Source organism: Cohnella thermotolerans DSM 17683 (assembly GCF_000429825.1).
Lineage (GTDB): Bacteria > Bacillota > Bacilli > Paenibacillales > Paenibacillaceae > Cohnella > Cohnella thermotolerans.
This window is the reverse complement of the sequence record NZ_AUCP01000001.1, coordinates 469,465-492,495: the sequence shown is the minus strand read 5'-3', so window position 1 is coordinate 492,495 and position 23,031 is coordinate 469,465. Positions and strand designations below refer to the sequence as shown.

At 63.5% G+C, this 23,031-nt stretch carries 20 protein-coding genes and 1 other annotated feature; of the genes, 16 read left to right on the top strand and 4 right to left on the bottom strand.

What is annotated here, in order from left to right; all coding sequences use genetic code 11:
- Nucleotides 1-13 precede the first annotated feature (13 nt).
- The 9 genes from G485_RS0102350 to G485_RS0102310 all read left to right on the top strand — a co-directional run bounded on the left by G485_RS0102350 (nt 14) and on the right by G485_RS0102310 (nt 6,485).
- Nucleotides 14-538 (top strand): YqeG family HAD IIIA-type phosphatase, encoded by a 525-nt coding sequence (locus G485_RS0102350; protein WP_027091204.1) that lies wholly within the window; start codon nt 14-16, stop codon nt 536-538.
- Nucleotides 535-1,662, top strand: a complete 1,128-nt coding sequence (gene yqeH / locus G485_RS0102345; RefSeq protein ID WP_084423077.1) for a ribosome biogenesis GTPase YqeH — start codon at nt 535-537, stop codon at nt 1,660-1,662. The genes G485_RS0102350 and yqeH overlap by 4 nt, the downstream gene beginning before the upstream one ends.
- Nucleotides 1,663-1,697: 35 nt before the next feature.
- Nucleotides 1,698-2,561, top strand: a complete 864-nt coding sequence (locus G485_RS0102340) for a shikimate dehydrogenase (RefSeq protein ID WP_027091202.1) — start codon at nt 1,698-1,700, stop codon at nt 2,559-2,561.
- Nucleotides 2,562-2,577: 16 nt separating this feature from the next.
- Entirely contained in the window at nt 2,578-2,871 is a 294-nt protein-coding gene (gene yhbY, locus G485_RS0102335; RefSeq protein WP_027091201.1) for a ribosome assembly RNA-binding protein YhbY, read from the top strand.
- Nucleotides 2,872-2,940: 69 nt separating this feature from the next.
- Nucleotides 2,941-3,525: a nicotinate-nucleotide adenylyltransferase gene (gene nadD / locus G485_RS0102330; protein WP_027091200.1), complete on the top strand. Its 585-nt coding sequence runs from the start codon at nt 2,941-2,943 to the stop codon at nt 3,523-3,525.
- The gene (yqeK, locus tag G485_RS0102325; protein WP_027091199.1) at nt 3,515-4,093 is read left to right on the top strand and encodes a bis(5'-nucleosyl)-tetraphosphatase (symmetrical) YqeK; all 579 of its coding nucleotides are present in this window, start codon (nt 3,515-3,517) and stop codon (nt 4,091-4,093) included. Before nadD ends, yqeK begins: the two co-directional genes overlap by 11 nt.
- Before the next feature lie 20 nt (nt 4,094-4,113).
- The gene (gene rsfS, locus G485_RS0102320; RefSeq protein ID WP_027091198.1) at nt 4,114-4,458 is read left to right on the top strand and encodes a ribosome silencing factor; all 345 of its coding nucleotides are present in this window, start codon (nt 4,114-4,116) and stop codon (nt 4,456-4,458) included.
- On the top strand, nt 4,455-5,417 hold the full coding sequence (locus tag G485_RS0102315; RefSeq protein ID WP_027091197.1) for a CvfB family protein: 963 nt from the start codon (nt 4,455-4,457) through the stop codon (nt 5,415-5,417). The genes rsfS and G485_RS0102315 overlap by 4 nt, the downstream gene beginning before the upstream one ends.
- A gap of 267 nt (nt 5,418-5,684) precedes the next feature.
- Nucleotides 5,685-6,485, top strand: a complete 801-nt coding sequence (locus G485_RS0102310; protein ID WP_027091196.1) for a class I SAM-dependent DNA methyltransferase — start codon at nt 5,685-5,687, stop codon at nt 6,483-6,485.
- Nucleotides 6,486-6,629: 144 nt separating this feature from the next.
- Here G485_RS0102310 and G485_RS0102305 read toward each other — a convergent pair whose 3' ends face one another.
- Genes G485_RS0102305 through G485_RS0102295 form a run of 3 tightly spaced genes read right to left on the bottom strand, consistent with a single transcriptional unit; the run spans nt 6,630 to nt 9,030 of the window.
- Nucleotides 6,630-7,616, bottom strand: coding sequence for an electron transfer flavoprotein subunit alpha/FixB family protein (locus G485_RS0102305; protein WP_027091195.1), 987 nt, complete (start codon nt 7,614-7,616; stop codon nt 6,630-6,632).
- Nucleotides 7,617-7,641: 25 nt separating this feature from the next.
- Nucleotides 7,642-8,406: an electron transfer flavoprotein subunit beta/FixA family protein gene (locus G485_RS0102300; RefSeq protein ID WP_027091194.1), complete on the bottom strand. Its 765-nt coding sequence runs from the start codon at nt 8,404-8,406 to the stop codon at nt 7,642-7,644.
- A gap of 39 nt (nt 8,407-8,445) precedes the next feature.
- Nucleotides 8,446-9,030: a TetR/AcrR family transcriptional regulator gene (locus G485_RS0102295; RefSeq protein ID WP_027091193.1), complete on the bottom strand. Its 585-nt coding sequence runs from the start codon at nt 9,028-9,030 to the stop codon at nt 8,446-8,448.
- A 196-nt stretch (nt 9,031-9,226) separates the two neighbouring features.
- Between G485_RS0102295 and G485_RS0102290 the strand changes: the two genes are divergently transcribed.
- The 7 genes from G485_RS0102290 to leuS all read left to right on the top strand — a co-directional run bounded on the left by G485_RS0102290 (nt 9,227) and on the right by leuS (nt 22,080).
- A complete protein-coding gene (locus G485_RS0102290; protein WP_027091192.1) occupies nt 9,227-11,380 on the top strand; it encodes a (Fe-S)-binding protein in 2,154 nt (717 codons plus the stop codon).
- A gap of 68 nt (nt 11,381-11,448) precedes the next feature.
- The gene (locus G485_RS0102285; protein ID WP_027091191.1) at nt 11,449-13,845 is read left to right on the top strand and encodes a 3-hydroxyacyl-CoA dehydrogenase/enoyl-CoA hydratase family protein; all 2,397 of its coding nucleotides are present in this window, start codon (nt 11,449-11,451) and stop codon (nt 13,843-13,845) included.
- A gap of 23 nt (nt 13,846-13,868) precedes the next feature.
- Complete coding sequence (locus G485_RS0102280) at nt 13,869-15,053, top strand: acetyl-CoA C-acyltransferase (RefSeq protein WP_027091190.1); 1,185 nt, start codon at nt 13,869-13,871, stop codon at nt 15,051-15,053.
- Between the two features lie 47 nt (nt 15,054-15,100).
- Complete coding sequence (locus tag G485_RS0102275) at nt 15,101-16,870, top strand: acyl-CoA dehydrogenase family protein (protein ID WP_027091189.1); 1,770 nt, start codon at nt 15,101-15,103, stop codon at nt 16,868-16,870.
- 16 nt (nt 16,871-16,886) lie between these two features.
- Nucleotides 16,887-18,563, top strand: a complete 1,677-nt coding sequence (locus tag G485_RS0102270) for an AMP-binding protein (RefSeq protein ID WP_027091188.1) — start codon at nt 16,887-16,889, stop codon at nt 18,561-18,563.
- 175 nt (nt 18,564-18,738) lie between these two features.
- Nucleotides 18,739-19,173, top strand: coding sequence for a PaaI family thioesterase (locus tag G485_RS0102265; RefSeq protein WP_051317954.1), 435 nt, complete (start codon nt 18,739-18,741; stop codon nt 19,171-19,173).
- 135 nt (nt 19,174-19,308) lie between these two features.
- Nucleotides 19,309-19,555, top strand: a binding site (T-box leader).
- Nucleotides 19,556-19,647: 92 nt separating this feature from the next.
- Nucleotides 19,648-22,080 (top strand): leucine--tRNA ligase, encoded by a 2,433-nt coding sequence (leuS, locus tag G485_RS0102260; RefSeq protein WP_027091186.1) that lies wholly within the window; start codon nt 19,648-19,650, stop codon nt 22,078-22,080.
- Between the two features lie 68 nt (nt 22,081-22,148).
- On the opposite strand, the gene comER is transcribed toward leuS, so the two are convergent.
- Nucleotides 22,149-22,973: a late competence protein ComER gene (gene comER / locus G485_RS0102255; RefSeq protein WP_027091185.1), complete on the bottom strand. Its 825-nt coding sequence runs from the start codon at nt 22,971-22,973 to the stop codon at nt 22,149-22,151.
- Nucleotides 22,974-23,031 lie beyond the last annotated feature (58 nt).

The window sequence follows — 23,031 nt, the reverse complement described above, 5'->3', positions numbered from 1 at the left end:
GATTAGCCGGGAAATGTTCCAACGGTTGCTGCCGGATCAAATCGTGAACACCGTTTTTGATATTGATTTGAACGCTCTGAGAGCCCGCGGCGTCCGTGGGATCATCACCGATCTGGACAATACGCTCGTGAGCGTCAAGACGCCGGTCGCGACGCCGGAGCTGAAGGCGTGGCTGGAGAAGGTGAAGCACGAGGACTTCCAGGTCGTCATTCTCTCCAACAACAGCGAGACCCGCGTATCCAGATTCGCCGTTCCGCTTGGCATTCCGTTCATACCGGCAGCCCGCAAGCCGTTGGGCGGCGCGTTCCGCCGGGCGCTCGGCTTGCTGAAGCTGGAGGCGCCCGAGGTCGTCGTCGTAGGCGACCAACTGCTGACCGATATGCTCGGAGGACGCCGAATGGGGCTGCATACGATTCTGGTGACGCCGATCGCGCCCGGCGAGGAAGGCTTGGGAACGCAAATCAACCGCCGAATCGAGAAAATCGCCCTGTCGCGGCTTCGCAAGCAAGGCTTGTGGCCGCAGAAGGAGGAACGCTGAACTTGCCTGATGCACAAGCGACGATTAACCGCTGCGCCGGCTGCGGCATCGCCCTGCAGACGAGCGACAAGACCCGGCCGGGCTTCGTCCCGGAGAACGCCCTCGGGCGCGACCCGGTCATTTGCCAGCGGTGCTTCCGAATTAAAAATTACAACGACGCGTCTTCGGTCGCCATCGACCAAGACGATTTCTTGCGTTTGCTGGGCGGCATCGCTTCGACGAACAGTCTCGTCGTGCATATCGTCGACCTGTTCGACTTCGAAGGCAGTCTGATCTCCGGCTTGCAACGCTTCGTGGGCAGCAATCCGGTGCTGCTCGTCGTCAACAAGATCGATCTGCTGCCGCGCGTCACCAACTGGAACCGCCTTCGCAATTGGGTGCAGAAGCAAGCCCGCGCGAACGGCCTGAAGGCGGCGGATGTCGTCCTCTGCAGCGCAAGGCGCAACATCGGGTTCGACCGCGTCGTCGGCACGATCGCCGAGCTGCGCGGCGACCGGGACGTTTACGTCGTCGGCGCGACGAACGTAGGGAAGAGCACGCTCGTCAACCGGCTTATTTCCGATTATAGCGATCTTCATCGGGAGCTCACCGTCTCCCGGTATCCGGGTACGACGCTCGACGCCGTCCATATTCCGCTGGAGGACGGCCGAAGCATCATCGACACGCCGGGAATCGTCTACCCGTTCCGGCTGACCGAAGTGATCCCGCGCAGCAGCCTGCAGGCCGTGCTTCCGGATAAACCGCTCAAGCCGGCGACGTATCAGTTGAACGCGAGACAGACGCTCTTCTTCGGCGGTCTCGTCCGTTTCGACTTTGTCGAAGGCGAGCATCAGTCGTTTACGGCCTATGTGTCGAGCGCGCTTCCGATCCACCGGACGAAGCTGGAGCGGGCGGATGAGCTGTACGAGAAGCATAAGGGCGAGATGCTGTCGCCGCCGTCGCGGGACCAGCTGGACGAAGTTCCGCCGTGGACCCGCCACAGCTTGCGGGTGCGGCCGGGGGACAACCTGGACGTGTTCGTCTCCGGTCTCGGCTGGATCCAGGTGAACGGGAAGTCCGGCGCGTTGCTGGACGTCTATGCCCCTAAAGGCGTGAAGGTGTTGCTTCGCGACGCGATGCTGTAACGCGAGTCTGCGACGGGAGAGGGGAACATTCGCACATGGACAGTCATACGGTGCTTTACGGCGTCATCGGCGATCCGATCCGCCATTCCAAATCGCCGGTCATGCTCAACCGCGCGTTCCGGGAGTCGGGAATCAACGGCGCGTACGGCGCCTTCCACGTCGAACCGAAGCGGCTCGGGGAGGCGATCGCGGGCATTCGCGCGCTCGGCTTCCGCGGGCTGAACGTTACGATTCCGCACAAGATCGAAGTGATGGCGCATCTGGACGACATCGACGAGAGCGCGCGGGCGATCGGGGCGGTGAACACGATCGTGAACGAGGACGGCCGCCTTGTCGGCTACAACACCGACGGAATCGGTTACGTCCGTTCCTTGAAGGAAGAAGCGGAGCCGGAACTGGCCGGCAAAAAAATCGTCGTCGTCGGCTGCGGCGGCGCGGCGAGGGGGATCGTCTGGGCGCTGACGCGCGAGAATCCCGGGGCGATCGTCCTTGCGAACCGGACGGCCGAGCGGGCCCGTGAGCTGGCCGCGTCGTTCGCGTCCGCGGAAGTGTCCGCCGTGCCGTGGGAGAGCCTGCGGGAAGCGTGCGGGGACGCCGACGTCGTCATCAACACGACGTCCGTCGGAATGTCGCCGAACGTGGACGCGACGCCGCTCGATCCCGCCTGGCTGCGGCCCGGAGCCGTCGCCAGCGACTTGATCTACAATCCGCTGACGACCGCCTTCCTGAAGGGAGCCGCGGAACGCGGCTGCCGCATTCACGGCGGCCTCGGCATGTTCGTTTACCAAGGCGCTTACGCCTTCGAATATTGGACGGGACGGCCGGCTCCGGCCGAGGCGATGCGGCAAGCGGTGCTCGAATCGTTCGGCGCGGCCGAGCCGTCCCCATTACAGCGATGAAAGCAGGTCAAACCCCATGCTAACCGGCAAACAAAAAAGGTATCTTCGTTCGCTCGCCCACCATCTCGATCCGATCTTCCAGGTCGGCAAAGGGGGCGTGAACGACCAGCTCATCCGCCACATCGAAGAGGCGATCGAGGTGCGCGAGCTGATCAAGGTCAACATTCTGAACAACAACGACGACGACCGCTACGAGATCGCGGAAGAGATCGCGGCGAAGTCCGGCTGCGAGCTCGTGCAGGTGATCGGGAAGACGATCGTGCTGTACAAGGAATCGACCGACCATAAGCAGATCGAGCTTCCCCGCTGACGGGATTCGGGGACGGCCGGCGGCGGTTGCCGGCCGGCCGTCCTTGCGACGGAGAGGACGATGGTCATGATACGAACGGGACTGATGGGCGGCACGTTCGACCCGATTCATCTGGGCCACCTGCTGGCCGCGGAGGCGGCGCGGGAGGCGGCGGATTTGGACGAGGTCTGGTTCATTCCGACGGCGGTGCCGCCCCACAAACCCCAACCCGGCGCGGACGGTGCGGCCAGGCGAACGATGGTCGAACGCGCGGTTGCCGGCCATCCTTGCTTCCGGGTGGAAGATTTGGAGCTGGAGCGGGGCGGCGTCTCCTATACGATCGATACGGTCAACCTGCTGCGGGAGCGCTATCCCGATCGAAGCTTCTACTGGATCGTCGGAACGGATATGATGAACGACCTGCCGAACTGGCGCCGGATCGAGGAATTGGCGGAGCGGGTGCTCTTCGTCTGCCTGCGCCGCGAAGGGGAGGAGAGCGAGGAGGACTCGCTGCCGGTATTCCTGCGCGGACGCCTTCTCCACGCTTCGATGCCGCCGATCGGGATATCGTCGACCGACATCCGCGCCCGCCGCAGGGAGGGACGTTCGATCCGCTATCAGGTGCCGGAAGCCGTCCGCGAATTTATCGAAGGGAATGGCTTATATGAATCGTGAAGCGTTGATGGAAGCGACCCGGAGCCAAATGCCGGACAAACGGTGGCGGCACGTGCTCGGGGTCGTGGAGACGGCGGTGGAGCTGGCCGACCGGTTCGGCGGCGACCGCGACAAGGCGTGGCTGGCGGCTTTGCTGCACGATTATACGAAAGCTTGGCCCACGGACAAGATGGAGACGATCATTCGCGAGCAGCATCTTCCCCAAGAGCTGCTCGAGCACGACAAAGAGCTGTGGCACGCCCACGTCGGCGCCTGGGTCGTCCGCCAGGAGCACGGCATCGACGACGAAGAGGTGCTGGACGCGATCCGCTACCACACCTCCGGGCGGGAACGGATGACGCTGCTGGACAAAATCGTCTGCCTGGCGGATTATATGGAGCCGGGCCGGGATTTTCCAGGCGTGAATAAGATCCGCGAACGGGCCCAACATAATTTGGATGAAGCCCTGCTCGCCGGATTCGATTCGACGATTCAATTTCTGGTGGAGAAGGGGAAGACGATTTTTCCGTTGACGGTGCTGGCCCGCAATGATTTGCTTCGGATCATCCGGGAGAACAAATCCATTTGAAAATCAGGGGAGGCTGGGATATGGCCAAAACATCCGAAACGTTGCTGCATGCCGTCGTAGACGCGGCGGAAGAGAAAAAAGCGCACGAGCTTGTCGCGCTCAACCTGCAGGGCATCTCGCTCGTGGCCGATTATTTCCTCATTTGCCACGGGAATTCGGACACGCAGGTGCAGGCGATCGCCACGGAAATCCGCAAGCGCGCGGAAGAGCTCGGTTACCGGGTGCGCCTGGAAGGCATGGATACGGCCCGCTGGGTGCTGATCGACATGGGCGACGTCGTCGCGCATGTGTTCCACCGCGATGAGCGGGAGTATTATCAACTGGAGCGGCTGTGGTCCGACGCGAAGGCCGTGACGTTCGCATGACGCTCGAAGCCGGAACGATCGGGAAGCTGCGGGTGCGCAGAGAGAAGGCCCCTTACGGGTGGTTTCTCGGCATGGCCGGAGAAGAGGAAGGGCCTGAGGTGCTGCTGCCGTATGGCGAGACGTCGAGGGACGCGCGTCCCGACATCGGGCAAGACGTCGAGGTGTTTCTGTTCCATGACGACAAAGGGCGGCTGACAGCCACGATGCGGAAGCCGCTTCTCACGCTGGGACAGCTGGGACGGCTGCGCATGGCCGATTTCCACCCCCGTTTCGGCTGCTTCCTCGAGATCGGCATCGGCCGCCAATTGCTGCTGCCGATCAAGGAGCTGGGCCCGCGCCGGGAACTGTGGCCGCAGCCGGGCGACGAGCTTCACGTCGTCATGAAGCACGACAAGGAAGGGCGGATGCTGGCGCGTCTCGCAGGGATTGAGGATTTCGAGCGGGCCGTCTTCCGCGCGCCGAGCTCCTGGCATCACGAGGAGAAGGAGGCGTGGGTGACGGATACGTTCCGCGACGGCGTCTTCGTGCTCGTGGACGGCGGCATTCTCGGCATCGGCGCGCTCGGCTACATCCCGAACGCTTCGATGACCCGTCCGCTCCGGCTGGGCGAGAAGGTGCGGGCCCGCGTGACGCAGGTGCGCGAGGACGGGCGCGTGACGCTGTCCATGCGTCCGGCGAAGGAGAAGGGGCGGCTGGAGGACGCGGACCGGCTGCTCGCCTTTTTGCGCGAGCGCCCGGGCGGGGCGATGCCGTACAGCGACGAGACGCCCGCCGACGTCATTCAGCGCCGCTTCAACTTGAGCAAGTCGGCGTTCAAGCGGGCGATCGGCAAGCTGATGAAGGATGGCCTCGTGACGCAGGAGGGCAACTGGACGAAGCTGACGGCAGCGGGCTCGGCTGCAGATGCGCCCGCCGCCGAAGCCGCGAAGCCCGGCGCCGGGCGGGCAGAGGGGCGCTAGGACGGGGAGAGAGGCCTGAACCGAGCAGGCGGAATACGGGTGAGCCGTTGCTGTTGAGCCTCGCAGTCGAAGTCTCGGGGCCTCGTCGAGTGCTCGGGCAGGTTGAGGAAGGCACGTGAACGGAGCACGCGGAACGCGTGAGCTTGGTTGCGGCAACGCCTCGCAGTGCACGGGTCGAAAGATTGAACAGGATAAGGACGTATGAACGGGTCGTCCTCCGGGCGGCTCGTTTTTTGAACATCAACGATGTGCGAGAGGGGGAGACGGATGCGTTCTTACCGGCAATTCGCGTCGGTATACGACCGGCTGATGGAAGAGATGCCGTACGCGGAATGGATGAACTTTGCCCGGCGCTGCTGGGAGCGTTACGGAATGCCCCGGTCGGTCGTCGATCTCGGCTGCGGCACCGGCAATGTCGCCATTCCGCTCGCCAAAGCCGGCTTCACCGTGTTCGGCATCGACTTGTCGGCGGACATGCTGGCCATCGCACGCAGCAAGTGGGAAGCCGGGGGACGAAGCGCCCGCAATGCCGGCGAGCCCGGCTCTATTCGCTGGCTTCAGCAGGACATGCGCGATTGGGAGCTGCCGGAAGCGGTGGACGCGGCGATCTGCTTCTGCGACAGCTTGAATTACTTGACGGAGCATGAGGACGTGACGGCCGCATTCCGCCGGACGTTCGAGGGTCTTGCGCCCGGAGGGCTGTTCGTGTTCGACGTCCATGCGCCGAGGCAATTGGAGAGGTACGCGGAGGAGCAGCCGTTCGTGCTCGACGAGAAGGACGTTGCCTATTTGTGGACGTGCGAATACGACCCGGTGCGCCGGGAGATCGGGCACGACCTGACGTTTTTCGTGCGGGAGGACGCGGACGGGGAAAGCGGCGGAGGCGGCTCCGGCTTGTACCGCCGCTTCGAGGAATTCCACACGCAGCGGGCTTACGAGCCGGATTGGCTTGCCGAGCAGCTGCGGGCGGCCGGCTTCGAATTGCTCCATCGCTGCGCGGATTTTGCGTGGACGGAGCCGGACGAGGATTCCGAACGGCTGTTTTTCGTCGCGCGCAAGCCGGCTTGAGTTTGAGGCCCGCTGTAAGCCGACGAAAGCGGCTTACAGCAGGCGAAAGGGCGCAGCGCCTTGCAGCCGCAGCAAAAATCGGGCCCTTTCGGCTTCCGAGAGGAAGCGGAGGGCCCGATTTTTGTTGCCTTGCGCACACGCCCGCTACGCGAGCGCCTTCTTGAACTCCTCGGTCAGCAGCGGCACGACCTCGAACAGATCGCCGACGATGCCATAGTCGGCCACTTTGAAAATCGGCGCCTCCGGGTCCTTGTTAATGGCGATGATGATGCGCGAGCGGCTCATGCCGGCCAGATGCTGGATCGCGCCGCTAATGCCGCAGGCGATATAAATTTCCGGCGTGACGACTTTGCCGGTCTGGCCGATCTGCAGCGCGTAGTCGCAATAGCCGGCGTCGCAGGCGCCGCGGGAAGCGCCGACGGCGGCGCCGAGCACGTCGGCGAGCCGCTCCAGCACCTGGAAGCCTTCCGCGCTCTTCACGCCCCGGCCGCCGGAGACGACGATTTTCGCTTCGGTCAGATCGATCTTGCCCGAAGCTTTGCGGACGACCTCCTTCACAATCGTGCGCAAACCGGGAGACGCCGGCGGCGCATAAGGAACCGCTTCAACCTCCGCCGCGGCGCCTTCCGCGACTTCCGCCGCCGCAAAGTTGTTCGGCCGTACGGTCACGACCGCCGGCCGCTGCGCAAACCGCCTCGTCTCGAACGCTTTGCCGGCGTACAGCGGTCGCGTCAGCAGCCATTCTCCGCCGCCGTCCTTCTCCAGCGAGACGACGTCGGAGATTTGCCCGGCGCCCAGCTGCGCGGCCAGCTTCGGCGCGAGATCGCGGCCGACCGCGGTATGGCCGAAGAAGATCGCGTCCGGCGACGCCCGGTCGACGATAGCGGCCAGCGCCGGAAAATAAGCTTCCGGATTGTAGCGGGACAGCTCCGCATGATCGACGACATACACCCGGTCGACGCCGCAACGGCCGATCTCCCCGGCGAAAGCCGACACCCCGTCGCCGATCAGCGCCGCCGCGATCCGGTCGCCGTCCCGCATCGCCTGCTTCGCCGCCCGGATCGTCTCGAACGACACCTGGCGGAGCTTGCCGTCCCGCCCTTCCGCTACCACAAGAAACGTGTCTCCCATAGGTCCGATTCCTCCCCGCCCTAAATTAAAGCGCTTTCGCCTCGTCCCGAAGCAGCCGCACCAACTCCGCCGCCTGCCCGGCCGGATCGCCCGCCAGCAGCCGTCCCGCCTTGCGCTCCGGCGGCAGCGACAGCGAGTCGCGCGCCGTCCTCGCGGCAACGTCGTCCTCGGTCAGGCCGAGATCGTCCAGCCCGAGCTGCCGGAACGGCTTCTTCTTCGCCTTCATGATGCCCGGAAGCGAAGGATAGCGCGGCTCGTTCAATCCCTGCTGCGCGGTAAACAAAGCCGGCAGCGCCACCTCGAGCGTCTCGGTGTCCCCTTCGGCGTCGCGTTCCGCGACCGCCCGGCCGCCCTGGATCTCCAGCTTGGTGACGGAGGCGACGTGCGGCAAGCCGAGCAAATGCGCCACCCGGACCGCTACCTGCCCCGCGCCGCTATCGACGGAGAAGTTGCCGCCGAGAACGACATCGCACGCCTGCGCGCCCAAGTACGCGGCCAAGGCCCGGGAGACGCCGTATTCGTCGGCGATCCGGTCGTCCGCGATGAGCACGGCCTCGTCGGCGCCCATCGCCAGGGCGGTGCGCAGCGCTTCCGCCGCGCGTTCCGGGCCGACCGAGACGACCGTCACCGTGCCGCCGTGGCGTTCCTTCTGGCGGATCGCTTCCTCCACCGCGTATTCGTCGTACGGATTGACGACGAACTTGACCCCGTCCTCGGCGACGGCTCCGCCTTGGACGACGATTTTCTCCTCGGTGTCGAACGTTTGCTTCATCAATACGAACAGGTTCATGCCCAACCATCCTCCTTCGCTTTTCGAGCGGATTAAGGATTAAGCCTTCAACCCTTTTAGGAAAAACTCCACGATTTTCTCGACCTGGGCTGCCAGCGAATATTTGCGTCCCGCGATCAACCAGGAGGTCACCACTTCGTCCATCGCTCCGAACACGAGCAAGCGCGTCAGCTTGACGTCGAGATCGGCCCGGAATTCGCCCGCCGCGATGCCCTGCGCGAGCACGTCTTCAATCAGCTTGATGTAGGTTTTGACCACTTCGCCGATCGCCTTGCGCAGCTCGAGGGAGCTCTGCCGCAGCTCGATCTGGGTGACGTACGCCAGCTCCACGTTGTTCTCCAGTGCCGTAAAGTGGATTTCGCAGATGGCGCGCAGCGCTTCGCCCGCAGAGCCGGTCTCCCGCACGCTGGCGTGGAACCGCTCGACCAGATCGCCGAGCCGTTCCCGGAACAGCGAAATCAGAATGTCTTCTTTATTTTTAAAATATAAATAGATCGTTCCGTCGGCGACACCGGCTTCCTTGGCGATCCGCGACACCTGCGCGTTGTGGTACCCGCTCTCGGCGATGACCTTCTGCGCGGCGTCCAGAATCGCGTCGAATTTTTCTTTTTTCCTACTTGCCATCCGATCACCTCGGTGCTAATATTCAAGGTAACTGAATGAATACTCATTCATTTTTCTTCATCTTAGGGGAAACAACGCTTATTGTCAACGTATTTCGCTCATATGCTTTTGATGTATCCGACTCGCGAGCGCTTGCACCGCCGGAAGAAACAAAGCGAATGAAGTCCATCCCACGACAAGGAAAGGACGAAGCGAAATGGCCTGGCAATTCGTCAACGCCCTCTTGTTCATTGCCGTCGCCGGATACGGCATTCTTCAGTTCGGCAAAGCCGTCTACCGCAGATATTCGTATTTGCGGCTCGGGCAGCCGTTCGACTTCAAGCGGCAAAGCCGGGACCGGCTCGGCGTTTTCCTGGCGGAGGTGTTCGGACAGCGCAAGCTGCTGAAGGATTGGAAAAGCGGCGTCATGCACCTGGTCGTCTTCTACGGCTTCATCGTGCTGCAGTTCGGCGCGCTGGACCTGATCTTCAAGGGGCTCAGCGGGGGCGTGCCGCTTCCGATTCCCGGCTACGACGCGTTCGGGCTGATCCAGGAGACGACGGCCGCGCTCGTCCTGATCGCCATGGGCTACGCCGCGTTCCGCCGCTACGTCGAGCGGCTGCCCCGGCTGAAGCGGGGCTGGAAGCCGAGCCTCGTCATCTTCTTCATTTTCTTCCTCATGCTGTCCGTCTTGCTGTCGCTTGCCTTCGAGCGCTTATGGCACGAACAAGCTGCAAGCGCTTCCGCCCCAATCTCCTCGCTAATCGCCTCCGCCTTCGCGGGGATGCCCGCCGGAGCGGCTCATGCGGCTTTTTACGTTTGCTGGTGGGCGCATCTGTTCATTTTGCTCGCTTTCCTCGTCTATGTGCCCCAATCGAAGCACTTTCACATTCTCGCCGCGCCCGTCAACCTCTGGTTCCGCCGGCGGGAGCCGGCCGGCCGCCTGCGCAAGCTCGATCTCGAAGACGAGACGGCGGAGTCGTTCGGCGCCGGCCGCATCGAAGATTTCACGCGCAAGCAAATGCTCGATTTCTACGCCTGCGTCGAGTGCGGACGGTGCACGAACGTCTGTCCGGCGTCGAACACCGGCAAAGCGCTCTCGCCGATGCATCTCATTACGAAGCTGCGCGACCATCTGATGGAGAAAGGCGCGGCCGTCACGTCCAAATCGCCCTGGGTGCCGGAATTCGCCTTCGCCGGCCGGCCGCCTTCGGCCCTCAGGATGGCGCCCGGGAGCGCGGGGCCGGACTGGAGCGAACCGGCGTCCGCAGCCGTCACCGACATTCGCCCGACGCTCGATTGGCAGAAGTCGTCCTGGACCGCGCAGCAGAAGCTTCCCGCCGCGGACCTGAACCTGATCGGCGACGTCATCACCGAAGAGGAAATATGGGCGTGCACGACGTGCCGCAATTGCGAGGATCAATGCCCGGTCGGCAACGAGCACGTGGACAAAATCGTCGATCTGCGCCGCCACCTCGTCCTGATGGAAGGGAGCATGCCGTACGAAGGCCAGCGGGCGATGCAGAACATCGAGCGCCAGGGCAATCCGTGGGGACTGAGCCGCAACGACCGCGCCGCGTGGACGGGCGAAATCGAGGGCATCGCGGTGCCCACCGTCAAGGACAATCCCGGCTTCGAATATTTGTTTTTCGTCGGCTCCATGGGCTCCTACGACTTGCGCAGCCGCAAAGTGTCGCGCGCCTTCGTCCGGCTGCTGCACGAAGCGGGCGTCAGCTTCGCCATTCTCGGCAACGAGGAGAAGAATTCGGGCGACACGCCGCGGCGGCTCGGGAACGAAATGCTGTTCCAGCAGCTATGCTCCGACAACATCGCTACGTTCCGGAAGTACGGCGTCCGCAAAATCGTCACCGCTTGTCCGCACACGTACAACACGCTCAAGAACGAATATCCGGACTTCGGGCTGGAAGGCGTGGAAGTGCTTCACCATACGGAGCTGCTGGCTCGGCTCGTCCGAAGCGGCAGGCTGAAGCCGGCGCGTGAAGTGAAGGAGCGGGTGACGTTCCACGATTCGTGCTATCTCGGCCGCTACAACGGCGTTTACGATCCGCCGCGCGACGTGCTGAGGGCGATTCCGGGCGTCGAGCTCGTCGAGATGGAGCGGACGCGGGCGAACGGGATGTGCTGCGGCGCCGGCGGCGGCCGGATGTGGATGGAGGAGACGGCCGGCAAACGGGTGAACGAAGCCCGGGTGGCGCAGGCGCTGCGGACGAATCCGACGGTCATCGGCAGCGCGTGTCCGTATTGTCTGACGATGATGGAGGACGGGACGAAGCTGACGGAGTCCGATTCCCGCGTCAAGGCCAGGGACGTCGCGGAGCTGCTGGCGCAGTCAATATTCGGCGAGCCCTGAGCGTGCCGCCCGCCGCCCTGTAACGTTGGTTTTCCGCAATCATTTCATAAATGGAGGTCATTGAAGTCATGATCAAGGACATTCGCAAAGCGGCCGTCATCGGTTCGGGCGTCATGGGTTCCGCCATCGCCGCCCATCTGGCGAACGCCGGCATCGAGTGCTTGCTGCTCGACCTCGTTCCGGCCCGGCTTACCGAGGAAGAGGCCGCCCGGGGGCTCGGGACGGACCATCCCGCCTTCCGCAACCGGCTGGCCGTCCAGGCGGTGGAGCGGCTGAAGCGGACGAATCCGCCGCCGCTTTACGACGAAGCGTTCGCCGCCCGGATTCGGCCGGGCAACCTGGAGGACCACTTGCCGCAGCTTGCGGAAGCGGACTGGATCGTCGAAGCGGTCGTGGAAAATCTCGAGGCGAAGAAAGCGCTGTTCGCCCGGATCGAGCCGTTCCGCAAGCCGGACGCCGTCGTCAGCTCGAATACGTCGGGCATCTCGATCGACGCCATGGCGGCGGACTGCGGGCCGGAGTTCAGGAAGCATTTTCTCGGCACCCATTTTTTCAACCCGCCCCGCTATATGAAGCTGCTGGAGATCGTGCCCGGTGCGGATACGGACCCGGACATCGTCCGCAGTCTGAAGCGGTTCGGCGAGAACCGCCTCGGCAAAGGCGTCGTGCTGGCGAAGGATACGCCGAACTTCATCGCCAACCGGATCGGCACGTACGGGCTGCTCGTCACGCTTCGCGAGATGCAGGAGCACGGCTTCACCGTCGAGGAAGTCGACGCGGTGACCGGCCCCGCGCTGGGGAGGCCGAAGAGCGCCACGTTCCGCACGCTCGATCTCGTCGGGCTCGACACGTTCGCGCACGTGGCGCGCAACGTTTACGACCGCGTGACGGACGAAGCGGAGAAAGCGGTTTTCGACGTCCCCGAGCTCGTGCGGACGATGGTGGAGAGGGGATGGATCGGCGAGAAGGCCGGGCAGGGCTTTTATCGGAAAATCAAAGGGGCAACCGGCAGCGAGATTTGGTCGCTCGATTTGGCGTCGCTGGAGTACCGTCCGCAGAAGAAACCGGCTTCGGGCGCGCTCGAGGCGGCGAAGCTGGCCAAAGGGGCGCGGGAGAAGACGAAGGCGCTGCTCGGCGCGGGCGACCGCTATTCCGCCTTCACGTGGCGGCTGCTCAAGCAGGTGCTCGTGTACTCGGCCGAGAAACTGGGCGAAATTGCGGATTCGATCCGGGAGATCGACGATGCGATGCGCTGGGGCTTCAACTGGGAGCTCGGCCCGTTCGAGACGTGGGACGCGATCGGCCTCGTCCCGTCCGTGCAGCGGATGGAAGCCGAGGGGACGGCCGTCCCCGAATGGGTGAAGGCGTGGATCGCCGCCGGGCATACGTCGTTCTACCGGAAGCGGGACGGCGCTTTGTTCTACGCGAGCCAAGGAGACTACAAGCGGCTTGAGGCGCTCCCCGAGGCGATCTCTCTCGCGGCGCTCAAGGAGGAAGGCAAGACCGTGAGGTCCAATGCGGGCGCCAGCCTGGTCGACATCGGCGACGGCATTGCCTGCCTCGAGTTCCATTCGCCGAACAACGCCATCGGAGCCGACATTCTGACGATGATCGGGCAAAGTCTTGAAGAGGTCCGGCGCAACTACGACGGCCTCGTCATCGCCAACCAGGCGCGCAACTTCTGCGTCGGCGCCAATCTCATGATTCTGCTCATGGAAGCGCAGGACGAGGAGTGGGACGAAATCGACGGCATCATCCGGCTGTTCCAGGACACGATGTACCGGCTGAAGCGGTTCGAGAAGCCGGTCGTGGCCGCGCCGCACCGGATGACGCTGGGCGGCGGCGTCGAGGCCTGCCTGCCGGCGGACCGGATCGTCGCTTCGGCGGAGACGTATTTCGGGCTCGTCGAGGTCGGCGTCGGCCTCATTCCGGCGGGAGGCGGGTGCAAGGAGATGGCGCTGCGCGCAAGCAAGCTGGCGGACCACCCGGAAGCGGACTTGCTGCCTTACCTGGCGCAGGCGTTCGAGACGATCGGCATGGCGAAGGTGTCTTCCAGCGCGCACGACGCCTTCAAGCTGGGGCTGTTCCGCCCGGGCGACCGCGTGGTCGTGAATCAGGACTACCTGATTCACGAAGCGAAGAAGACCGCGCTAGGCCTCGCGCAAGGCGGCTACGAGCCGGTTCCCGAGGCCCGGATCCGCGTCGCGGGAGCCGAAGGCAAGGCGGCGCTGAAGCTCGCGGCTTACGGCATGAAGGAAGGGGGGCATATCAGCGACCACGATTACTTGATCGCGGGCAAGCTGGCGCATGTGCTCTCAGGAGGCGACGTGCCGGCCGGCTCGCTCGTGACGGAGCGGTATTTGCTCGATCTGGAGCGCGAAGCGTTCCTCAGCCTGTGCGGAGAGCCGAAGACGCAGGCCCGGATGCAGCATATGCTGGCCAAAGGCAAAGCGCTGCGCAATTAACCGATGCGGGAGGAGAAAGCCAAATGAGAGAAGCGGTTATCGTATCGATCGCCCGCACCGCCGTCGGCAAGGCGAAGAAAGGGCGCCTCGCCCAGACGCGGGCCGAAGACCTGGGCCGGGCGGCTCTTGGAGCCGCCCTGGAGCGGGCGCCGGGGCTGGAGAAGGGCGACGTCGAAGATATCATTCTCGGCTGCGCCATGCCGGAAGGCGAGCAGGGACTCAACGTCGCCCGGATTATATCGCTGTATGCGGGGTTCTCGGTGACGGTGCCGGCCATGACGATCAACCGGTTCTGCTCGTCCGGCCTGCAGTCGATCGCGCTCGCCGCCGAGCGCATCCGGGCCGGAGGAGCGGACGTTCTGATCGCGGGCGGCGTGGAGAGCATGAGCCATGTGCCGATGACCGGGTTCAAAGTGTCGCCCCATCCGGGAATCGTGGCCGAGATGCCGCAAGTTTACATCAGCATGGGGCATACGGCAGAGCGGGTGGCCGAACGGTTCGGCGTCAGCCGCGAGGAGCAGGACCGCTTCGCCGTCCGCTCCCACCGCAAGGCGGCGGCCGCCATTCGCGAAGGGAAATTCCGGGAGGAGATCGTCCCGGTTGAGACGCAGTGGAAGACGGTGGACGACAGCGGCAGCGTGAAGACGTCTTCGTATGTGTTCGACCAGGACGAAGGCGTCCGGCCGGAGACGTCGATGGAAGCGCTCGCCGCCTTGCGGCCGGCGTTCAAGCTGGGCGGCACGGTGACGGCGGGCAATTCGTCGCAGATGAACGACGGCGCCGCGGCTGCGGTCGTCATGAGCCGGGAGCGGGCCGAGGCGCTGGGCCTGAAGCCGCTGGCGGCGTTCCGCTCGTTCGCCCTCGCCGGCGTGGAGCCGGAGATTATGGGGGTCGGACCGGTGGAGGCGATCCCGAAGGCGCTGAAGATGGCGGGAATGTCGATAGCCGACGTCGATCTGTTCGAGATCAACGAAGCGTTCGCCTCGCAATGCGTGCACGTCATCCGGCAGCTCGGGCTGGACGAGGAGAAAGTGAACGTGAACGGGGGAGCGATCGCGCTCGGCCATCCGCTCGGCTGCACCGGCACGAAGCTGACCGCGACGCTGCTGCACGAGCTGCGCCGCCGCGGCGGCGGCATCGGCGTCGTGTCGATGTGCATCGGCGGCGGGATGGGCGCGGCGGGCGTGTTCGAGGTATACGGAGCGTAACCGGAATCGGAGCGATCACCTATTATGGAAGAGGGAGCGATGGATTCATGGGCAAAACGGTCGGAGGGAGCTTCATCATCGACGAAGCGGATTACAATCGTGTGGTGACGCCGGAGGATTTCACCGAGGAGCATCGCCTGATCGGCCAGACGACGGAGGATTTCGTCGCCGGGGAAGTCGCCCCCCGCGACGAGGAGATCGAGAAGCTGAACTACGGACTGTCCGTCAGCCTGCTGCGCAAAGCGGGCGAGCTCGGCCTCCTCGGCGCGGACATTCCGGAAGCGTACGGCGGCCTCGGCCTCGACAAGATCAGCTCGACGCTGATCAGCGAGAAGCTGGCCGGAGCGTCCTCCTTCGCGCTGACGCTCGGAGCGCACGTCGGCATCGGGACGCTGCCGATCGTCTACTTCGGCAACGAAGCGCAGAAGCGCAAATACTTGCCGCTGCTGGCGACGGGGGAGAAGGTCGCGGCCTATTGCCTGACCGAGCCGTCCTCCGGCTCGGACGCGCTCGGAGCCAAGACGACGGCGGTGTTGTCGGAAGACGGCACGCATTACGTGCTGAACGGAACGAAGCAGTTCATAACGAATGCCGGGTTCGCCGATCTGTTCATCGTCTACGCCAAAGTGAACGGCACCGCCTTCAGCACGTTTATCGTCGAGCGGACGATGGAAGGCGTAAGCGTCGGGCCGGAAGAGAAGAAGATGGGCATCAAAGGCTCGTCCACTTGCCCGCTTATTTTGGAAGATGTGAAGGTGCCGGCGGAAAACTTGCTCTGGGAAGCCGGCAAAGGGCATCTGATCGCCTTCAACATCCTGAACATCGGACGGTTCAAGCTGGCCGCGGGCTGTCTGGGAGCATCCAAGATTGCGATTGAATACGCTTCCAAGTATGCGAACGAACGCTCGCAGTTCGGTCGTCGCATCTCGTCCTTCCCGCTCGTCGGCCGCAAGCTGGCGGACATGAACATCCGCACGTTCGCGCTGGAGAGCATGGTGTACCGGACGGCGGGGCTGTTCGACGAAGGGTTGGCGGAGGTCGATCCGGGCAGCGGCAACGTCGGCTACGCTTCGGCGAAGGCGATTGCCGAATATGCGCTCGAATGCTCGATCAACAAGGTGTTCGGCTCGGAGACGCTCGATTTCACGTCGGACGAAGGCGTGCAAATTCACGGCGGCTACGGCTTCATTCAGGAATATCCGATCGAACGCATCTACCGCGATTCGCGGATCAACCGGATTTTCGAAGGAACGAATGAGATTAACCGGCTGCTCATTCCGGGAACGCTGTTCAAGCGGGCGCTCAAAGGCGAGCTGCCGCTCATGCAGAAGGCGATGGCCCTGCAATCCGAGCTGCTGTCGCTTGTGCCGGGGCAGACGTTCGACGGAACGCTGGAGGAAGAAACGCATCTCGTGTCGATGGCCAAAAAAATCGCCCTGATGGTCGGCGCGCAAGCGGCGCAGAAGTATCAGACGAAGCTGGAGGAGGAGCAGGAGCTGCTGAGCCATCTGGCGGACATGATGATCCTGGTGTACGCGATGGAAAGCGCGCTGCTGCGGACGAAGAAGATGATCGCGCGCTCCGGGGAAGAGAAGTCGAAGGGCGCCGTGGACATGACCGTCGCGTTCGTGCATGACGCGTTCGCCGGCATCGAGGCCGCGGCGAAGGAGTCGCTTGCCGCATTGGAGACGGGCGACATGCTCCGCGCCCAGCTGTCCGTTCTCAAGAAGCTGACCCGCAGAACGTCCGTCAACGCCGTGGAGCTGAAGCGCCGCATCGCTTCCCGCGTCATTCAGGCCGAGCGCTACGTGATTTGACTTCCTTTCAGTGAGGGTGATCGACTTGAGGTCAACGAAACCTTGGTTAGGCAGCTATCCGGCCGAAGTCCCCCCGACCTACGAATACCCGAAGCAGAATTTGGCCCATTTCCTCGTGCAATCTTCGGAATCGTATCCGAATCATACCGCCCTGCATTTTCAGGGGAAAAAGACGACGTACCGCGAGCTGCTGGACGGGGCTTACCGGTTTGCGAACGCGCTCGCCGGACTGGGCCTGGTCAAAGGAGACCGGGTGGCGGTCATGCTGCCGAACTGCCCGAGCGCCGTCGTCGCTTATTACGGCACGCTGCTGGCGGGCGGCGTCGCCGTCATGACCAATCCGATGTATACGCCCCGGGAGCTGGAATACCAGCTGAACGATTCCGGGGCGCGCATTCTCGTCGCGCTCGACCTGCTGATGGGGCGCGTCCGGCAAGTCGCGCCGCGCACCGGCCTCCGGCATGTGCTGGTCGCTTCGATCCAGGATGACCTGCCGTTTCCGAAAAATCTTCTGTACCCGCTCAAAGCCAAGAAAGACGGGGTGAAGCGCGCCGTCGCGTTCGGCGACGGCGTCGTCCCGCTCCGCCAGCTGCTCCGTTCCTCTTCCGCTTCGCCTTGCGATACGCCGATCGACGCCGACAACGATCTCGCCCTCCTTCAATATACGGGCGGCACGACCGGCGTCGCCAAAGGCGTCATGCTGACGCACGCCAATTTGATCGCCAACACGATCCAGGCGCGGCTGTGGGCGTACCGATGCGAGCGCAGCAAGGTCAAGTACTTGGCCGCGCTGCCTTTTTTCCACGTCTTCGGGATGACCGTGCTGATGAACCAATCGGTGTACCTGGGAGGAACGCTCCTGCTGCTGCCCCGCTTCGAAGCCGGCCAGGTGCTGAAGATGATCCACAAGCTGAAGCCGAACGTTTTCCCGGGCGCTCCGACGATGTATATTGCCCTCATCCATCATCCGGACGTCAAGCGCTACGACTTGTCTTCGATCGACTTCTGCATCAGCGGGGCGGCGCCGCTGCCGCTCGAAGTGCAGGAGGAGTTTGAAAGGCTGACCGGCGGCAAGCTGATCGAGGGCTACGGCTTGACCGAGGCGTCGCCCGTCACGCATGCGAACAACATTTGGGAGAAGCGCAAGAACGGATCGATCGGCATCCCGTTTCCGGACACGGAATGCAAGATCGTCGACGCCGAGACGGGCGAGGAGCTGCCCCCGGGCTCGGTCGGCGAGTTGGCGGTGCGCGGTCCGCAAGTGATGAAAGGGTATTGGAACCGGCCGGAGGAAACCGGGAAGGCGCTGAAGGACGGCTGGCTATACACCGGCGATATGGGTAAAATGGACGAAGAAGGATATTTTTATATTTTGGACCGCCGCAAGGATCTGATCATCGCCGGAGGCTACAACATTTACCCGCGGGAAGTGGAAGAGGTGCTGTTCGAGCACCCCGACGTGGCGGAGGCGGTTGTCGCGGGCGTCGCCGATCCGTACCGGGGCGAGACGGTCAAAGCCTTCATCGTGCTGAGGCCGGGATCTGCGGCCGACGCGGAGGCGATCAAATCCTGGTGCAAGGAACGGCTGGCGGCGTACAAAGTTCCGAAAATCTACGAATTCCGCGACAGTCTGCCGAAGACGATCGTCGGCAAGGTGCTGCGCCGCAAGCTTCTCGAGGAGGAGGCGGAATAGCCGGGGCGCGCCTTTTCGCCCGGACTCCCGTAACGGACCCGTGCAGGCTGAATTTTGTTCGGGGCTCGTTCGCTCCGGGCCGGTTCGGGCTCGTTAAGGCGGCCTCGGAGGCGCGGTTCCGCGATTCCGGCGACTGGCGGTTCCGACAGCGGCATGGATGGAGGGAGAGAAGCCGATGAACGAGCAACAACTTGCCGAGTTTAAAGCGCAGCTGGCGCGTGCGGCCCGGGGCACGTTCTGGGAGCACATCGGAGCCGAGCTCGCATCGTTTGCGGACGACCGGGTCGTCCTCACGCTGCAGGTGAAGCCGCACCACATGAATTTGATCGGCATTCTCCACGGCGGCGTCAGCGCGACGCTGCTCGATTCGGCCATGGGGGTGCTGGCGGCGGCGGCCCGGCCGGACGACACGGTCGTGACGACGAATCTGAACATGCATTTTCTGTCGCAGGTGAAGGATGGGGAAGTGAAGGTCGAAGCGGAGCTGGTTCACTCCTCCCGCAAGCTGATCACGATGCAGGGGCGCATTTACAAGGACAACGGCGAGCTTAGCGCGTTCGGGACGGCGACGTTCCACGTCATCGACCGGAGGCCGCCGAAGGCCGAGTAAGCGGCAGAGACGCGGGCGCCTGGGGGCGCTGCAAGCCGCTAATGTCGGGTTACAGCGACCGAACGGGCGGGAGAACGCGCGTTCTTCGGCAGCCCTTGACACGGCTCGCCGCGTCCCGCTATAATCAGGGCATATTTATCGGCTGTGAAAAGGAGCAGTAGACGCTCGGCGTCGCTCAGAGAACCGGCGGAAGGTGCGAGCCGGTCGACGTTAGCCTCGAACTCGCCTTGGAGCCTTCGCGCATAATCCATTCCCGCCCTTCTGCATCGGGATACGGCAAGCGCGGCGTCGCCTCCGCGTTAAGGAGAAGAGTGGACGTAAGCCCAAGCAGGGCTATCGTCAACTAGGGTGGTACCACGGGAACAATCCTCTCGTCCCTAGCGTGAATCGGCGCTCGGGCGGGAGGTTTTTTGGTTGCAGCGAGGGCCGCGCCCGGCGCGGTTCCTCCTTAGAAGAGAGGAGCTTTCGACGAATATGGCGCAAGACAACGAACATGGCTACAAGCCGCAGACACTGGAGCCGAAATGGCAAAAGTACTGGGAAGAGAACAAGACGTTCCGCACGAGAGACGACGAAGGCAAGCCCAAATTTTACGCGCTCGACATGTTCCCTTACCCGTCCGGGGCGGGGCTGCACGTCGGCCACCCCGAAGGGTATACGGCGACGGACATCGTCAGCCGCTACAAGCGGATGCGCGGTTATAACGTGCTCCACCCGATGGGCTGGGACGCGTTCGGCCTGCCGGCCGAGCAGTACGCGATCCAGACGGGCAAGCACCCGCGAGACTTCACGCAGCTCAACATCGACAACTTCCGCCGGCAGATCAAGTCGCTCGGCTTCTCGTACGATTGGGACCGCGAGATCAGCACGACGGATCCGGCGTATTACAAATGGACGCAGTGGATTTTCATCCAGCTGTACAAGAGGGGTCTCGCTTATGTCGCCGAAGTGCCCGTGAACTGGTGTCCCGCGCTCGGCACGACGCTGGCGAACGAAGAAGTGATAAACGGCGTGAGCGAACGGGGCGGCCACCCGGTCATCCGCATGCCGATGCGCCAATGGATGCTGAAAATTACGGCTTACGCCGAGCGTCTGCTCGAAGACCTGGAGGAGCTCGACTGGCCGGAGAGCATCAAGGAGATGCAGCGCAACTGGATCGGCAAGTCGACGGGCGCGGAAGTGACGTTCGCCGTCGACGGCCACGACGCGACGCTGACCGTGTTTACGACTCGTCCCGACACGCTGTTCGGCGCCACGTACTGCGTGCTCGCACCCGAGCATGAGCTGGTGAAGAAGATTACGACCGCAGAGCAGCGAGCGGCCGTCGAAGCATACGTCGAGCAGGCGGCCCGCAAGAGCGATATGGAGCGGACCGAGCTGGCGAAGGAGAAGACGGGCGTGTTCACGGGTGCGTACGCGATCAATCCGGTGAACGGGGTGAAGGTGCCGATCTGGATCGCCGACTACGTGCTGGGCGGTTACGGCACGGGCGCGATCATGGCCGTCCCGGCCCACGACGAGCGCGACTGGGAGTTCGCGACGAAGTTCGGCCTCCCGATCGTGGAAGTGGTCAGCGGGGGCAACGTGCAGGAAGCGGCTTACACCGGCGACGGCGAGCACGTCAACTCGGGCTTCCTGAACGGCCTGTTGATGAAGGACGCGATCGCCCGCATGATCGCGTGGCTCGAGGAGAACGGCAAAGGCGCGGGCAAAGTCACGTACCGGCTGCGCGACTGGCTGTTCAGCCGCCAGCGCTACTGGGGCGAGCCGATTCCGGTGCTGCACTACGAGGACGGCACGATGGAGACGGTGCCGGAAGACGAGCTGCCGCTCCTGCTGCCGGAGATGGAAGAGATCAAGCCGTCCGGAACGGGCGAATCGCCGCTTGCGAACGCGACGGAATGGGTGAACGTCGTCGACAAGCAAGGCCGCAAAGCCCGCCGCGAGACGAACACGATGCCGCAATGGGCCGGCAGCTCCTGGTATTTCCTGCGGTTCATCGATCCGCACAACGACAAGGAGCTCGTCTCCTTCGAGAAGCAGAAGGAGTGGCTGCCCGTCGACCTGTACATCGGCGGGGCGGAGCACGCGGTGCTTCACTTGCTGTACGCGCGGTTCTGGCACAAGGTGCTGTACGACATCGGCGTAGTGTCGACGAAGGAGCCGTTCCAGAAGCTGGTCAACCAGGGGATGATTCTTGGCACGAACAACGAGAAGATGTCCAAGTCCCGCGGCAACGTCATCAACCCGGATGACATCGTGAACGAATTCGGCGCCGATACGCTGCGGCTGTACGAGATGTTCATGGGGCCGCTGGAGGCGACGAAGCCGTGGAACACGAACGGCGTCGAAGGCATGTACCGCTTCCTCGGCCGCGTCTGGCGGCTGTTCGTCGACGAGAACGGCCGTTTGAACGAGAAGATCCGGGACGTGCCGGGCGACGACGCGTTCCGCCGCACCTGGCACCGGACGATCAAGAAGGTTACGGAAGATTACGAGGCGCTGCGCTTCAACACGGCGATCAGCCAGATGATGATTTTCGTCAACGAAGCGTACAAGGCCGAAGTGCTGCCGAAGCAGGCGATGGAGCATTTCGTGCAAATGCTGTCGCCGTCCGCGCCGCATATCGCCGAAGAGCTGTGGGAGCGGCTCGGGCACGAAGGCTCCATTACGTACGTGCCGTGGCCGGAATACGATCCGGCGCTGACGGTTGACGCCGAAGTCGAGATCGTCGTTCAGGTGAACGGCAAAATCGCCGACCGCGTGTCGGTGGCGTCCGACCTCGACGAAGCCGGCATGCAGGAGAAGGCGCTCGGCCTCGAGAAGGTCAAGGCGCTGATCGAAGGCAAGACGATTCGCAAAGTGATCGCAGTCAAGGGCAAGCTCGTCAACATTGTAGCCAACTAACGAAGAAGGGGCGGCCTCTCTCCAGGGAGAGGCCGCCCCTTTACCGTTCGTGCCGGAAGGCGAGGGAATCAGGATCGTCGCAGGGACGCTTCGACCTTGCTCAAATCCTCCGCGAATTTCTCGTGGGTTTTCTGCAGGACGCGGCTGAACGCCCCTTCCGTCGCTTTGCCCAGCTCCTCGAGCGCGATGGCGGTAATTCCGCCGGGTACGCTTACGCGCCGCTGCAGCTCAGCGGGCGAACAGCCGCCTTCCCGGAGCAGCCGGGAAGTGCCGGCGAGCATCTCGCAAGCGAGGACGGTGGCAAGCTCCCGGGCGATGCCCGTCGTATCGACGGCCGCTTCGATGAACTGCTCCAGCAGGTAGGCAAAGAAGGCCGGACCGCAACTGGACAGGTCGGAAGCGACGCGGATGTCCTCTTCGGGAATTTCGACCGGACGGCTGATGGCGGAGAACAAGCGGAGCAGCCGTTCGCGGTCCCGCTCGTCCAGTCGGGTGCCGAACATGAACAAGGTGGCGCCGATGCCCGCCTCGTTGACGACGCTCGGAATGATTTTCGCCACTTTGCTGGGGACGAGCTCTTCCAGCAACGCTATTTTCACGGGACTGGTAATGGAGACGACGATCTGCTCCGGCGTAAGCACCGGCAGGATATCGTCAAGCACCGCCCGGAAGTCGAGAGGTTTGACGCACAGAAAGACCAGATCGGCATTTTGGGCCGCAACCGCGTTGGACGGGGCGACGGCAAGTCCGGGATAGCGGCCAGCCAGCGCTTCCGCTTTGGATAGGGTACGGCTCGCAATCGTCACCTCCGCGGGCGACAGTGCTCCGGCGCGAAGGAACGATCCCGCGAGCAAGCCGCCCATACTGCCGACGCCGATCAATCCGACCTTCATTACCGTCCCCCCTTTGACGCTATTGTCACACCCCATCATATGAGCGGCGGCTCGCCGA

Excerpts from the sequence above, each read along its gene's own strand:
- G485_RS0102350 (WP_027091204.1), top strand. The coding sequence starts at position 14 with ATGTTCCAACGGTTGCTGCCGGATCAAATCGTGAACACCGTTTTTGAT.
- G485_RS0102340 (WP_027091202.1), top strand. The coding sequence starts at position 1,698 with ATGGACAGTCATACGGTGCTTTACGGCGTCATCGGCGATCCGATCCGC.
- yhbY (WP_027091201.1), top strand. The coding sequence starts at position 2,578 with ATGCTAACCGGCAAACAAAAAAGGTATCTTCGTTCGCTCGCCCACCAT.
- yqeK (WP_027091199.1), top strand. The coding sequence starts at position 3,515 with ATGAATCGTGAAGCGTTGATGGAAGCGACCCGGAGCCAAATGCCGGAC.
- rsfS (WP_027091198.1), top strand. The coding sequence starts at position 4,114 with ATGGCCAAAACATCCGAAACGTTGCTGCATGCCGTCGTAGACGCGGCG.
- G485_RS0102315 (WP_027091197.1), top strand. The coding sequence starts at position 4,455 with ATGACGCTCGAAGCCGGAACGATCGGGAAGCTGCGGGTGCGCAGAGAG.
- G485_RS0102310 (WP_027091196.1), top strand. The coding sequence starts at position 5,685 with ATGCGTTCTTACCGGCAATTCGCGTCGGTATACGACCGGCTGATGGAA.
- G485_RS0102305 (WP_027091195.1), bottom strand. The coding sequence starts at position 7,616 with ATGGGAGACACGTTTCTTGTGGTAGCGGAAGGGCGGGACGGCAAGCTC.
- G485_RS0102300 (WP_027091194.1), bottom strand. The coding sequence starts at position 8,406 with ATGAACCTGTTCGTATTGATGAAGCAAACGTTCGACACCGAGGAGAAA.
- G485_RS0102295 (WP_027091193.1), bottom strand. The coding sequence starts at position 9,030 with ATGGCAAGTAGGAAAAAAGAAAAATTCGACGCGATTCTGGACGCCGCG.
- G485_RS0102290 (WP_027091192.1), top strand. The coding sequence starts at position 9,227 with ATGGCCTGGCAATTCGTCAACGCCCTCTTGTTCATTGCCGTCGCCGGA.
- G485_RS0102285 (WP_027091191.1), top strand. The coding sequence starts at position 11,449 with ATGATCAAGGACATTCGCAAAGCGGCCGTCATCGGTTCGGGCGTCATG.
- G485_RS0102280 (WP_027091190.1), top strand. The coding sequence starts at position 13,869 with ATGAGAGAAGCGGTTATCGTATCGATCGCCCGCACCGCCGTCGGCAAG.
- G485_RS0102275 (WP_027091189.1), top strand. The coding sequence starts at position 15,101 with ATGGGCAAAACGGTCGGAGGGAGCTTCATCATCGACGAAGCGGATTAC.
- G485_RS0102265 (WP_051317954.1), top strand. The coding sequence starts at position 18,739 with ATGAACGAGCAACAACTTGCCGAGTTTAAAGCGCAGCTGGCGCGTGCG.
- leuS (WP_027091186.1), top strand. The coding sequence starts at position 19,648 with ATGGCGCAAGACAACGAACATGGCTACAAGCCGCAGACACTGGAGCCG.
- comER (WP_027091185.1), bottom strand. The coding sequence starts at position 22,973 with ATGAAGGTCGGATTGATCGGCGTCGGCAGTATGGGCGGCTTGCTCGCG.